Origin of the sequence: Aeromonas sp. MR19 (genome assembly GCF_963899305.1) — a bacterium.
Taxonomy (GTDB): Bacteria; Pseudomonadota; Gammaproteobacteria; order Enterobacterales; family Aeromonadaceae; genus Aeromonas; species Aeromonas bestiarum.
In genome coordinates this window covers 209191-222556 of the sequence record NZ_CAWQWZ010000051.1, presented here as the reverse complement: position 1 = coordinate 222556, position 13366 = coordinate 209191, and the positions used below count along the sequence as shown (strand labels likewise).

Annotated in this window: 12 protein-coding genes; 10 read left to right on the top strand and 2 right to left on the bottom strand. The window is 61.6% G+C overall.

Annotation, left to right across the window (positions count from 1 at the left end; all coding sequences use genetic code 11):
* Positions 1-9: 9 nt before the first annotated feature.
* Entirely contained in the window at positions 10-1122 is a 1113-nt protein-coding gene (locus AACQ95_RS19400; RefSeq protein ID WP_241279457.1) for a glycosyltransferase family 9 protein, read from the top strand.
* On the opposite strand, the gene AACQ95_RS19395 is transcribed toward AACQ95_RS19400, so the two are convergent.
* Entirely contained in the window at positions 1058-2125 is a 1068-nt protein-coding gene (locus tag AACQ95_RS19395; RefSeq protein WP_241279455.1) for a glycosyltransferase family 9 protein, read from the bottom strand. The genes AACQ95_RS19400 and AACQ95_RS19395 overlap by 65 nt on opposite strands.
* A 167-nt stretch (positions 2126-2292) precedes the next feature.
* Positions 2293-3156 carry a YicC/YloC family endoribonuclease gene (locus AACQ95_RS19390; RefSeq protein ID WP_103472337.1) on the bottom strand — a complete coding sequence of 288 codons (864 nt, stop codon included), beginning with the start codon at positions 3154-3156 and terminating at the stop codon, positions 2293-2295.
* A 290-nt stretch (positions 3157-3446) separates the two neighbouring features.
* Between AACQ95_RS19390 and rph the strand changes: the two genes are divergently transcribed.
* The 9 genes from rph (at position 3447) to AACQ95_RS19345 (ending at position 13331) form a co-directional block, all read left to right on the top strand.
* Positions 3447-4163: a ribonuclease PH gene (gene rph, locus AACQ95_RS19385; protein WP_043142571.1), complete on the top strand. Its 717-nt coding sequence runs from the start codon at positions 3447-3449 to the stop codon at positions 4161-4163.
* 74 nt (positions 4164-4237) lie between these two features.
* Entirely contained in the window at positions 4238-4891 is a 654-nt protein-coding gene (gene pyrE, locus AACQ95_RS19380) for an orotate phosphoribosyltransferase (protein WP_241279453.1), read from the top strand.
* 195 nt (positions 4892-5086) lie between these two features.
* Complete coding sequence (locus AACQ95_RS19375; RefSeq protein WP_241279451.1) at positions 5087-7507, top strand: heavy metal translocating P-type ATPase; 2421 nt, start codon at positions 5087-5089, stop codon at positions 7505-7507.
* 10 nt (positions 7508-7517) lie between these two features.
* Positions 7518-7907 (top strand): Cu(I)-responsive transcriptional regulator, encoded by a 390-nt coding sequence (gene cueR / locus AACQ95_RS19370; RefSeq protein WP_042035872.1) that lies wholly within the window; start codon positions 7518-7520, stop codon positions 7905-7907.
* A gap of 84 nt (positions 7908-7991) precedes the next feature.
* On the top strand, positions 7992-9146 hold the full coding sequence (locus AACQ95_RS19365; RefSeq protein WP_043142562.1) for a GGDEF domain-containing protein: 1155 nt from the start codon (positions 7992-7994) through the stop codon (positions 9144-9146).
* A 31-nt stretch (positions 9147-9177) separates the two neighbouring features.
* Positions 9178-9441 carry a YihD family protein gene (locus tag AACQ95_RS19360; RefSeq protein WP_042870400.1) on the top strand — a complete coding sequence of 88 codons (264 nt, stop codon included), beginning with the start codon at positions 9178-9180 and terminating at the stop codon, positions 9439-9441.
* A 195-nt stretch (positions 9442-9636) separates the two neighbouring features.
* Complete coding sequence (gene ccoG / locus AACQ95_RS19355) at positions 9637-11085, top strand: cytochrome c oxidase accessory protein CcoG (protein WP_103472334.1); 1449 nt, start codon at positions 9637-9639, stop codon at positions 11083-11085.
* A gap of 141 nt (positions 11086-11226) precedes the next feature.
* A complete protein-coding gene (locus AACQ95_RS19350; protein ID WP_241279449.1) occupies positions 11227-12216 on the top strand; it encodes a serine/threonine protein kinase in 990 nt (329 codons plus the stop codon).
* A 506-nt stretch (positions 12217-12722) separates the two neighbouring features.
* Positions 12723-13331 carry a thiol:disulfide interchange protein DsbA/DsbL gene (locus tag AACQ95_RS19345; RefSeq protein ID WP_042870394.1) on the top strand — a complete coding sequence of 203 codons (609 nt, stop codon included), beginning with the start codon at positions 12723-12725 and terminating at the stop codon, positions 13329-13331.
* Positions 13332-13366 lie beyond the last annotated feature (35 nt).

The following is a 13366-nucleotide window of genomic DNA, read 5'->3' as shown; positions in this document are numbered from 1 at the left end:
GGTGGATTCATGTCATTAATCAACGACCTGCAACTCAAACGTGACATTCTTCGCCGCAAGATGGGACGGTTCCTGTTTGATCGAAAACGGCCCGAACCTACCAGGGAGAGCGAGGGAAAAGTCGTCCTGCTGCGCTGGGATGCCAAACTGGGCGATGCGATCGTCTCGTCCTGGGTGGCCCGCGAACTAAAGTGGGTCAACCCGGAGCGTGAGGTGTGGATCGTGACAACGGCAGCCATGGCTCCCCTGTTTCGCGATCATTTCGGCATGGATAGGGTCATCGAGGTGCCCAAGCGCCCCGGTTATTGTCAACTCAGGCGGCTGGCACAGTCACTGGGGGAGGTCGGTTGCCTGGTTCATTTTGGCAAGATGTTGAAGATGAAGGATATCTTTTTCATCAGCCAGGTCAGGGCAGATTGGGTCGCCGGCATGGACGATGCCCTGCAGGCCATCAATCTCAAGCTGGGAGCCGCGTCCAGCGGCATGCACTTCTCCGACAAGTTTGCCCTGCTGTTGAATCGACTCGGGGTGGCAGACCCGGATCGGCGCTACATCATCCCCGCTTTGGGTCAGGAAGCGTCGGTTGCGAGCTGGTGGCCAGATGATGTCGTGCTCTGCTTCAACCCTTATGGCAGTGGCAGTTCCCGCCGTCTGAAGCCTGAGCTGATCCGGCAGATGTTGGAGAGGATGCTGGACGCCTGCCCATTTGCCATCTGTCTGCTTTATCCACCGGGCATGGAGGCGGAAGTCGCGGGGATCCGGGCTGGACTCTCCCGACCCGAGCGCATGGTATTGTCACCCGATGCACCCTCGCTGGCGGGCCTGTTTGCCCAGTTGCGTCAGAGTCAGGGCCTCATCTCGGTGGACACGGCGACCATACATATCGCGGCCGGGCTGGAGCAACCCATTCTGGGTCTCTACAACCCGGATATAGGGGGTGGCAACGAGAATTTCATGGAGTGGCATCCCAACTCCCCGTCAGCGACCGTCCTGTTCTCGGAGAATCTCCGCGAACAGGACATCAACTCTCTCAACCTGACCGAGTTCGACCGGCTATTCAGGCAGTGGCTGCTTGCCAATCAGGCAGCGCTGTCAGTCGGGCAATCACCAGCTCGGGTGTGATGGCGCGCAACAGGGTGTCATCGATGAAGTCTTTCTCCGCATTTTGCGGCAGCTGGAAGGTCGGCCCCTTGGCATCGAAGATATCGATGGCCTGATAGCGGGGGTGGTTGACCGGATTGGCGATGATCTTGTCGCCGCCGGGGGCCACTATGGTCAGCAGGGGCAGGTCTATGGCCTGGGCCATGTGGCGGGGGCCGGTATCGTTGCCGACAAACAGCTGGCAATGGGCAAACAGCCCCACCAGTTCTCGTACCGAGCGGGTCTTGATCTGATCAAACACGCTGGCCTGCAAGGCGGCAGGCAGCAGCGGCTTGAGACCGCGGTTGTACTCCTCTTCTCCCGGCCCGCAGTAGATAAGGATCTGGGCGTTGTGCTGTTCGATGAGCCACTGGGCAACCTGGGCGAAGCAGTCGATGGGCCAGCGCTTGTAGTGCCCCAGCGAGTTGACGCCCATGGCGATCAAGGGCCGTGCGAGATCGACGCCGGCCGCCTGCAAGGTTTCCCGTCCCTGCTGTTTCTCCTCTTCGCTCAGCCAGAGATGGTAATTGCGATCTTCTTTGGCCAGTTTGAGCGGCTTGAGCAGCGAGAAGCGGTCGTCGATCAGGGTACTGTTGCCCTGGAATTCGGTGTCTTTGCGAAAGCGCACTATGCGGTTGTGGCCGAGCCGCCAGGGGAAGGAGTCAAATCCTATCCGCAACCTGGCGCCGGAGAAGAGGCAGGTCAGCAGGCCTATCATCTGGCCCTGGCTGTTGACCACCACGTCATAGTGTTCGCGGCGGATAGCCAGCAGCAGGTCTTTCATGTAGCGCCAGTCGTTGCGCCTGGCTTTCTCTATGATGAGGAGTCGATCGATATTGGGATTGCCCTGCGCCATACCCGCGCAATAATCCATGACCAGATAGTGAACTTCCCCGGTTGGATCGTTCTGCTTGAGGTTGTTGCACAGCGCGGTGGAGATCAGCACATCCCCTATCTGTTTGGTTTGTACTACAAGGTATTTCATAAGGCAGGCCTCAATAGAGGTCGTTGTTGAGCATCAGCGTGACAGCATACCGCACAAGCGAGTCAGATGCTGTCGGTCAGGAATGAAAATCCGATCTGGCTCAAGCCAAGGGTAGTGTGGTGCAGGCCTGGAGTAGAAGCCCGTCGTTGACGGGCTTCTTGCATCCATCACTCTATGTTCTGGATCTGCTCGCGCATCTGCTCGATGAGCACCTTCAGCTCGACGGCAGACTGGGTCACCTCGGCGTTGATGGACTTGGAGCCCAGCGTGTTCGACTCGCGGTTGAACTCCTGCATCATGAAGTCGAGACGGCGGCCACAGGCGCCACCCTTCTTCATGATCTTGACGGTTTCGCTGATGTGCATCTCCAGGCGATCCAGCTCCTCGGCCACATCGATCTTCTGGGCCAGCAGCACGATTTCCTGCTCGATACGGGCCGGATCCAGTTCCACCTTGGCTTCGGTCAGGCGATCGGTGAGCTTCTGGCGCTGCCACTCGATGATCTGCGGCAGGTGTATGCGCACCTTCTTCACTTCCACCTGGATGCCGTCCAGACGCTGCTGGATCAAGTTCTTGAGATTGGCCCCTTCGCTGGCGCGGGAGGCGATGAAGTCTTCCATGGTCTGGTCAAACCCGCCGAGCAGCTCGGTGGCAACCGCGTCCATGTCCTGCTCGGCGGCGGCCATGACACCCGGCCAGCGCAGCACGTCGACCGGGTTGAGCTGGCCTTGGCCCGCTTCTTTCATTACCCAGTTGGCGCTGTCGATGATGAGCCTGGCCAGCTCTTCATTGATGTGCAGCTGGCTGGCGGCAGCCTGAGCGGCTTCGAAACGCAGGTTGCACTCCACCTTGCCGCGTTGCAGCTTGGCACGGAAACGCTCACGCAGCACCGGCTCCAGGCTGCGCAGTTGCTCCGGCAGACGGATATAGGTTTCCAGATAGCGCTGGTTGACCGAACGAATTTCCCAAACGGCTGTGCCCCAGTCGCCCTTGAATTCCTTGCGGGCGTAGGCGGTCATGCTGTGAATCATTGATTGTTCCGGGCTTGATGAAGTGTGCGGCCAGTATACTCAGCCAGACTTGTCCCGTCAGCCATAGCCGTGGCTTTAGAACCCGTTCCGGCTTTTGTGGGACAGTGTTGAGCCGGGCCCGGTGCTGCCCCGGCTCATGAACGAGGGTGATGGACGCAGGTTTCTGCGTGCTTCCTCACCGCTGAGATGACGGCTCACGACCGATGATGAACGGCTTCTTAGCGGCTGATATTTGGGGCTGGATCACTTATACTCCTTCGCCAATTTGAGCCAGCCCAGAGGTCCGTTCCATGTCACGTCCAAGCGATCGCAGTGCCGCGCAACTTCGCCCGGTTACCATTACCCGCAATTTCACCAAACATGCAGAAGGCTCAGTGCTGGTGGAGTTCGGTAACACTCGCGTGCTCTGCACCGCCAGCGTCGACACCAGCGTTCCGCGCTTCCTGAAAGGGAAGGGTCAGGGTTGGGTCACCGCCGAATATGGCATGCTGCCGCGCTCCACCCATTCGCGCATGAACCGTGAAGCCGCCGCCGGCAAGCAGAGTGGCCGCACCCTGGAGATCTCCCGTCTGATCGCCCGCTCCCTGCGTGCTGCCGTCGATCTGACCGCGCTGGGCGAGCACTCCATCACGGTGGACTGCGACGTGCTGCAAGCCGATGGTGGCACCCGCACCGCCGCCATTACCGGTGCCTGTGTGGCCCTGGTGGACGCGCTGAACTGGATGGTAGGCAAGGGCATGCTCAAGCAGAGCCCGCTCAAGCAGATGATTGCCGCCGTCTCCGTCGGCATGTATCAGGGCGAAGCCATCTGTGATCTGGAGTACATCGAAGACTCCGCCGCCGAGACTGACATGAACGTGGTGATGACCGAAGATGGTCGCATCATCGAGGTGCAGGGCACCGCGGAGGCGGAACCCTTCACCCATGAGGAGCTGCTGGCGATGCTGGGGCTCGCCAAGGGCGGCATTGAAGAGATCATTGGGCTGCAGAAGCAGTCGCTTTCATAATTTTAAAAACGCGGCATTGACCGCGTTTTTTTATACCCCACACAAGTAAACGACAAGCCAAGCAAGGAGCCAGAATGAAAGCCTACCAGCGTCAATTTATCGAGTTCGCCCTGGAGAAACAGGTCCTCAAATTCGGTGAATTTACCCTGAAATCCGGTCGTAAAAGCCCCTACTTCTTCAACGCCGGTCTGTTCAACAGCGGTCGCGATCTGGCCCGCCTCGGCCGCTTCTATGCCGCCGCCCTGATGGATGCCGGCATCGAGTTCGATGTGCTGTTTGGCCCGGCCTACAAGGGGATCCCCATCGCCTCCGCCACCGCCGTGCAGCTGGTGGAGCAACACGACGTGGATGTGCCCTGGTGCTTCAACCGCAAGGAGGCCAAGGATCACGGTGAAGGCGGCAATCTGGTGGGCAGCCCGCTCAAGGGGCGCATCATGCTGGTGGATGACGTCATCACCGCCGGTACCGCCATCCGTGAATCCATGGATCTGATCCAGGCCAACGGCGCCTCCCTGGCCGGGGTGCTGATCGCGCTGGACCGTCAGGAGAAGGGCAAGGGCGAGCTCTCTGCCATTCAGGAGGTGGAGCGTGACTACGGCGCCCACATTATCGCCATCATCCAGATGAGCGACCTGATCCAGTATCTGGAAGAGAAGCAGGCGGAGCGGCCGGAACTGGCCGAGCAGCTGGTTGCCATGCAGGCTTATCGCGCCCAGTACGGTATCTGATCGCCGGCTGCTCTTATAAGGCGTGACGTCAATACGGCGGCGCCCGTCGCCTGTCCGGGGGATCCGGCAGGGGGCGGGCGCCGTTTTTTCATGTTTAAAAAAGTGCGTGTCGTGGCTTGAGCTTACCCTTACAGTAAAGGTTAGGGTTTAGCGGTCGGCAGCCAGTTTGGCCGATTGGTTCCGAGGAGGAACAGCATGAGCACCCAACTTCAACCCCCCATTCATCTGCAACTGCCGCTCAGCGGCATGAGCTGCGCCAACTGCGCCAGCCGCATCAGCACAGCCCTCAACCAGCTCGATGGCGTGACGGCCACCGTCAACTTCGCGCTGGAGCAGGCGGCCATCGAGCTAGGTGACCCGGCCCGCTTGCCCGAGGTACTCGACAGCATCACGGGGCAGGGTTACGGCTACGGCCAAGAGACCCTCTCCTTCCAGATCAGCGGCATGACCTGTGCCGGTTGCTCCGCACGTCTCAACAAGATGCTGGCGGCGCTGCCGGGCGTGCTCTCGGCCGAGGTCAATTTCTCCATCGAGCAGGCCCGTATCGAGCTGGTGCCCGGCATGCAGACCCCGGCCTCGTTGCGCGAGCAGATAGAGGCGCTCGGCTTTGGTGCCCAGCTGGCACAGGGCTCGGCCAGTGCGCGCCGCCAACAGTTGCAGGCGCGTGAAGAGCAGGAGGCCGCCACCGCGCACAAGGCGCTGATCCAGGTTGTTATTTCGGCCCTGCTGACCCTGCCGCTGCTGGTGGGCATGATCGCCATGGCGGGGCTGCTGCCCTGGCATATGCCCGCCTGGCTGGAGCTGGTGCTGGCCACCCCGGTGCAGTTCTGGATTGGGGCCCGTTTCTATCGCGGCGCCTGGCTCGCCCTCAAGAACCGCGCGGCCAATATGGATGTGCTGGTGGCGACCGGCACCAGTGCCGCCTACTTCTACAGCCTCTACCTGCTGCTGACGCTGGGGATGGCCGCCAGCGGCAAGCTCTATTTCGAGGCGAGCGCCATCATCATCACGCTCATTTCGTTGGGCAAACTGCTGGAGGCCCGCGCCCGCCGCAGCACCCAGTCCGCCATTCGCGAACTGATGGCGCTGCGGCCGGAAACCGCTACCGTCTGGCGTGGCGAGAGCTGGCAGAGCCTGGCCATCGACGAGGTGCTGCGCGGTGACAGGCTGCGGGTGCTGGTGGGCGAGCGGGTGCCGGTGGATGGCAAGATAGTGAGCGGCGAGAGTGAGCTGGATGAATCCATTCTCACCGGCGAGAGCCTGCCGGTGCCGCGGGGTATCGGGGAGAGCGTGCTGGGCGGCGCCATCAACCGCTCCGGCGTGCTGGAGATCGAAGCCACCACAGTGGGGGAGGATTCCAGCCTCAGCAAGATCATCGCCCTGGTGGAGAGCGCCCAGATGGGCAAGGCCCCGCTGCAACAGCTGGTGGACAAGGTGTCCGCCGTGTTCGTGCCTGTGGTGATGGCCATAGCCCTGTTCACCCTGCTGGTGTGGTACGCCATCGGCAACGACTTCGGTCAGGCGCTGCTGGCCGCCGTGGCCGTGCTGGTGATCGCCTGTCCCTGCGCGCTGGGGCTGGCGACGCCGGCAGCCATAGTGACAGGCACCGGGGTGGCTGCTCGCCACGGCATTCTGATCAAGGATGTGGATACCCTGCAGAAGGCCCACGCCATCAAGGCGCTCATCTTCGACAAGACAGGCACGCTCACTCAGGGGCGGCCCGTGCTGGCGAGCTGGAGCGGCAATGACGAGCAACTGCGCCTGGCAGCCGCCTTGCAGCAGGCGAGCGAGCATCCGCTGGCACTGGCCATGCGTGAGGCGGCTGGCGCAGACGTGGTGCTGCCCCAGCCGGAGGAGGTCGAGGTGCGGGTCGGTGCCGGGATCAAAGGCCTGGTGGCGGGTCATGAGGTAGCCATCGGCAACGCCTCTTTGCTGGCTCAGCTCGGGATTGAGCAGCCGCAGCAGGATGAACAGCCTGCCGACGGTGCGACCCGGGTCTGGGTCGCCATCGACGGCGTAGCCGTCGGCATAGCCGCCCTGGCCGATACCCTGAGGCCGGAGAGCCCGGAAGCCATCGCCACCCTGCGCCAGCGCGGCATCGCCAGCTGGCTGGTGAGCGGTGATGCGCCGGCACCCGTGGCCCATATCGCCGCCAAGCTGGGGCTGGACGGGGCGTTCGACTCTGTGCTGCCGGCCGGCAAGGTAGACAAGGTGGAGGCGCTGCGCGCACAAACCAGCGGGCTGGTGGCCATGGTGGGGGACGGGGTGAACGACGCTCCTGCGCTGGCGGCGGCGGACGTGGGCATCGCCATGGGCTCAGGCTCGGACGTGGCGATGGAGACGGCCTCCATCACCCTCATGCGATCGGATCCGCGGCTGGTGGCCGATGCCATCGACATCTCGGCGGCCACCTGGCGCACCATACAGCAGAACCTGTTCTGGGCCTTCGTGTTCAACATCATCGGCATTCCGCTGGCGGCACTGGGCTATCTCAGCCCCGAGCTGGCAGGCGCGGCCATGGCCCTGAGCAGCATCACCGTATTGAGCAATTCCCTGTTACTGAAACGCTGGCAGCCCAAGGCGGGCACCCATGCCGGCGCTCACCTGGATTCGTAAGGAGTCATCAATGAACATCAGCAAGGTTGCCAAGGCCACGGGGCTGACCGCTAAGACCATACGTTACTACGAGAGCATCGGCCTCATCTCGGCGCCGGTACGCAGCGATAACGGCTATCGCAGCTACACGGAAGGGGCGCTGCGGGAGCTGCGCTTCGTCAAGCGGGCGCGGGAGACAGGCTTCAATCTGGAGGAGTGCCAGGAGCTGCTGGCGCTCTACCGGGACGAGCACAGGACCAGTGCCCAGGTGAAGAAGCTGGCACAGGAGAAGATCGTCGATCTGCGGGCCCGCATCGCCGGCTTGCAGGCCATGCTGGCCTCCCTCGAGGGGCTGGTCTGCTGCTGCCACGGGGATGAAAGCCCCGAGTGTCCCATCCTGGACGAGCTGGAGCGCGGCTGACCAACCGCTTAATAACGGACGTTTTATTGTTGGCCCGGAAGGGGTAGTGGTAGACTGTGCGGCTCTTGTACAGGGAGTACGCAGTTGACTCAGAGTGTGACACGTCAGGTGAAGCAGGCCATCATGGCCCAGCTCTATACTCACGCCTCATTCAGCCTGCCTTGCCTGGGTCTGCTGGCGCTCGGCTGGAGCCTGTTGTTCCACGATTACCTGCCCGCCGGCGAGGCGCTCGGCTGGCTGGCACTGGTCAGCCTGCTGCTGCTGTGTCGCGGCTGGCACCTGCGCTGGCGTCAGCCCAGGCTGGCGCAGATCCCCTTGCCGGTGCTGGAGCGCGAGCTCTTTATCGGGGTCACCATCACCTCCATCATCTGGGCGCTCGGCGTGCTGCTCTACATGGACAAGCTGCCCGACACCTATCGCGCCGCCATGATGATGCTCTCCAGCCTGATCCTCACCGGCAGTGCCATCATGCTGTTTGGCAGCCGCCGCTCCCTCTACGGCGCCGTCTTGCCGCTCGGGCTCGCCATGCTCTTCGAGCTGGGGGCCGGCAACGAGCAGGAGCGGATCGTCTCCTGCATGCTGGCTGGCTATCTGTTTGTCTTTTTGCCGACCCTGCTGCGCCGTCTGCGGCGGGATCAGGTCGCCTCCCTCTATCACCGTTTCTCCAACGCCGATCTGGTGGCCGAGCTGAAGGCGGTCTCAGAGCACCTCAAGCTCACCTCCCGGCTGGATGGCCTGACCGGCATCGCCAATCGCGCCCATCTGGATTACAGCCTGGAGCGGGCCTGGCGCCGCTGTCATCGTGCCAGGGCGCCCCTGTCACTGGTGCTGGTAGATGTGGATTACTTCAAGCAATTCAACGATCTATATGGCCATCAGCTGGGGGATGAGTGCCTGCAGCGGGTGGCGGGCCTGCTGGCCGAGGTGCAGCGCCGCGAGGATGATCTCGCCGCTCGCTACGGCGGGGAGGAGTTTGCCCTGCTGCTGCCCTGTACCAGCATGCAGGGAGCGTTGCAGATAGCCGAAAACGTGCGGGTGGCGCTCAAGGAGCTGGGCATTCCCCACCAGAAATCCCTGGTTTCCGGCCGGGTCAGTTGCAGCTTCGGGGTGGCGACCCTGGTGCCGGATCAGAGCGGCTCCATCGCCGAGCTTATCCAAAAAGCGGATGCGGCCCTCTATCAGGCCAAGCATAATGGGCGGGATCGTATCGAAGTAGCCTTGATGGGTAAGGTTGCCTGAGTTTCACATGACAGATTTAAAGAGGTTGTCTATGCAATGTCATCGTATCGAAGAGCTGCTGGAGTTGTTGCAGCCTGCCTGGATCAAGGAACAGGACCTCAGCCTGGTGCAGTTCGTGGCCAAGCTGGCGGCGGAAGCCGGCTATGAGGGTGCCTTGTCCGACCTGACCGACGACATGCTGATCTACCACCTCAAGATGCGGGAGTCCGACAAGCAGGCGATGATCCCCGGCCTGGCCAAGGATCATGTACCCGACTTCAAGGAAGCCCTGCTCAAGGCGCGCGGCATCAAGTAAAGATTGCTCCAGCTGGAGCCTTTGGTGGTGTTCAAAGGAATCTCTTAGAAAGGCGTTTCGTCAACTGGCGACACGCCTTTTTTGTTGCTTGAAATTGCGACATCACTCGAACATTAGATACATTTTACCCACACAATTAGCAGGTTGTTTAAGATATAATCCGCCCCATAACAAATAAGGGAGCTGTGTCTTGCAATGGCCGATCATGAAAAAATCGATATCAAGGATGTCACCGGCGATGTAACGGGGACGTACAACCCCAATACCTTCAAAGCCGGCGATGACAGGTTCAATCCCGGCAACCGCATCTACGTGAGGGCGCAACCCGGTTACTGGCAGCGGGTGCGCAAGGCCATGGGCTGGTTCTTCGTGGTGCTCTTCGTCGCCTTGCCCTGGTTGCGTTATGACGGTCGTCAGGCCGTGTTGTTCGATATCGGCCATCAGCAGTTCCACATCTTCGGTGCCACCATCTGGCCGCAGGACCTGACCCTGCTGGCCTGGATCTTCATGATCGCCGCTTTCGCGCTCTTCTTCGTGACCACCTTCCTCGGCCGGGTCTGGTGTGGCTATCTCTGCCCGCAGACCGTGTGGACCTTCATGTTCATCTGGTTCGAAGAGAAGCTGGAAGGGGCGGCCAACAAACGGCGCAAGCTGGATGCGGCTCCCTGGAGTGGCGAGAAGCTGGCCCGCAAGGGCGCCAAGCATCTGGCCTGGATCCTGCTGTCGCTGGGCACCGGTCTCACCTTCGTCGCCTACTTCCAGGATGTCTTCCAGCTGGTGCCTGACTTCTTCAGCCTGCAGACGAGCGGCTGGGTCATCTTCTGGGTGCTGTTCTTCGCCGCCTGTACCTACGGCAACGCCGGCTGGATGCGCGCCATCATGTGTATCCACATGTGCCCCTATGCCCGCTTCCAGTCCGCCATGTTCGACAAGGATACCTTCATCGTCGGCTATGACACCAAGCGTGGCGAGACCCGGGGAGCCCGTGCCCGCAAGGCCGATCCCAAGGCGCTGGGGCTGGGTGACTGCATCGACTGCGACCTCTGCGTGCAGGTCTGCCCGACCGGCATCGACATCCGCGACGGCCTGCAGTACGAGTGCATCAACTGCGGCGCCTGCGTCGATGCCTGTGACCAGACCATGGATCGCATGGGCTATCCGAAGGGGCTGATCAGCTACACCACCGAGCACAAGCTGGCCCACAACAGCACCCATGTGGCGCGGCCCAAGCTGCTCGGCTACGGCCTGGTGATGGTCATCATGCTGGGGGTGTTCGTCTACAACGCCATGTCCATCATGCCGATGGGGCTCGATATACTGCGGGATCGCAACCAGCTGTTCCGCGAGAACAGCGAGGGGCTCATCGAGAACACCTACACCCTCAAGATCCTCAACAAGACCCTGCATGCCCAGACCTATCAGCTGGATGTGGAGGGGCTGCCGGAGCACCAGTGGTTCGGTCCGCGCGAAGTGACCCTGAAGGCGGGCGAGATCTACACCCTGCCGGTGAGCGTGGCCGTCGACCCCTTCAACCTGAAGAAGCCGACTCTGGACATCCAGTTCGTGCTCAAGCGGGATGGAACGGCACCGGATGACAGCAAGGGCACACTGCGCCAGGCCAGCAAGTTTATCAGCCGGCTGTGATGCCGGAGAGAGCTGTGGAGGGCCGGTCAGTTCAGGCCCCCAGTGACCGCAGTGATAGCAGGAAAGCGTGGCGCAACCGGTTGGGTTGAACGCCATTGAACCGAGTGGTGATAGACTGGGGCGCAACGGCGCCCCTTTCTTATGGTGGATGACATGCGTTTCAACTATTCCGACCTCAATCCCGATCTCATCATGGACGCGCTGGATCTCAGCGGCCTGCGTATCGACTCCGGCCTCATCGAGCTCAACAGCTACGAGAACCGGGTCTACCAGTTTCAGGACGAGGATCGTCGCCGCTACGTGGTGAAGTTTTATCGTCCCGGTCGCTGGAGCCGGGCCCAGATCCTCGAGGAGCATGAGTTCGCTACGCGTCTCTGGGATGCGGAGATCCCGGTCGCCGCGCCGCTCGCCTTCGCTGGAGAAACCCTGCTGGAGCACGAAGGCTACCCCTTTGCCATCTGGCAGAGCGTGGGGGGCCGCCAGTTCGAGGTGGACAACCTGGATCAGCTGGAGTGGGTGGGGCGCTATCTTGGCCGCATCCACCAGATAGGCGCCAGCCGCCCCTTCCATCACAGGGTCCGGCTGGATGTGGAGAGCATGCTGCACGAGCCGCGTCAGCTGCTGGCGTCCGGCGAATGGCTGCCGAGCGGGCTGGCCAAATCCTTCTTCGGCGTGCTCGACGAGCTGATCAAGCACGTCTGTGACGCCATGACCCTGGATGTGGCACAGATCTCCCTGCACGGCGACTGCCACCCGGGCAACATCCTCTGGCGCGACGGTCCCATGTTCGTCGATCTCGATGACTGCCGTACCGGCCCCGCCATCCAGGATATCTGGATGCTGTTCAACGGCGAGCGTCACGAGCAGCTGATCCAGCTCGATACCCTGCTGGCGGGCTATGAGGAGTTCATGGAGTTCGACTCGCGTGAGCTGGCGCTGATCGAGCCGCTGCGGGCCATGCGCATAGTCCACTACATGGCCTGGCTGGCCCGACGCTGGGAAGATCCGGCCTTTCCACGCCACTTCCCCTGGTTCAATACCGACCACTACTGGCGCCAGCAGATCGCCATACTGCACGACCAGCTGGAAGCGCTCAAGGCACCGCCTCTGACGCTGACGCCGGGGTGGTGACGCAGCAGATCCCCATATCTGCCGCACGACCAGCTGGAAGCGCTCAAGGCACCGCCTCTGACGCTGACGCCGGGGTGGTGACGCAGCAGATCCCCATATCTGCCTGCACGACCCGCTGGAGGCGCTCAAGGCACCGCCTCTGACGCTGACGTCGGGGTGGTGATGCGGCAGATCACCATATCTGCTGCACGACCCGCTGGAGGCACTCAAGGCACCGCCTCTGACGTTGACGCCGGGGTGGTGACGCAGCAGATCCCCATATCTGCCGCACGACCAGCTGGAGGCGCTCAAGGCACCGCCTCTGACGTTGACGCCGGGGTGGTGAGCAAAGGGAGATACGGTTGGCCGTTGGCATATACCCAGCGATTGTCAGCCGATGGCGCTCCCTGCCGTTGAGCCTGCCGGTGTGGTCCTTTGCCATTGACGCCGACATGGCGACACAATAGGCTTGGCACTGCTTCGGTTCGCCGGGCGTGCCTCACAGTGATCCCTTAACAGGAAACGTCATGAAAAAAGTACTATTTTTCCTCGCTGCCATGCTGATGATCCCCATGGTTCACGCCGCCCCCGAGTTCAAGGAAGGCGTTAACTACGACGTGGTCAAACAGACGGGTAGCGCCCAACCTGAAGTGCTGGAGTTCTTCTCCTACTACTGCCCCCATTGCGCCAAATTCGAGCCGATTGCCGCGGATCTGAAGAAGAATCTGCCGGAAGGCGTGCCGATGAAGAAAAACCCGGTGGCCTTCCTGGGCCGCGAGATGGGTCCGGAGATGCAGCGTGCCTACGCCGTTGCCAGCCTGCTGAATGTTGAAGGCAAGCTGACCCCGGCCATCTTCGACAAGATCCACACCCAGCGTCAGTACCCGCAGAGCCGTACCGACGTGAAGCAGATCTTCGTGGACAACGGCGTGCCGGCCGAAGAATTCGACGGTGCCGTCGACAGCTTCGCCGTCTCCGGCATGGTCTCCCAGTTTGACCGCAACACCGAGAGCTACAACATCCGCGGTGTGCCGGCCTTCCTGGTCAACGGCAAGTACATGGTGAAGATCGAATCCATTACTTCCCAGGAGCAGTTCAACCAGCTGGTGAAATTCCTGCTGGCCAAGAAAGACTGATGATTGCCTGACCTCATGAAAAAAGCCCGCCGGTG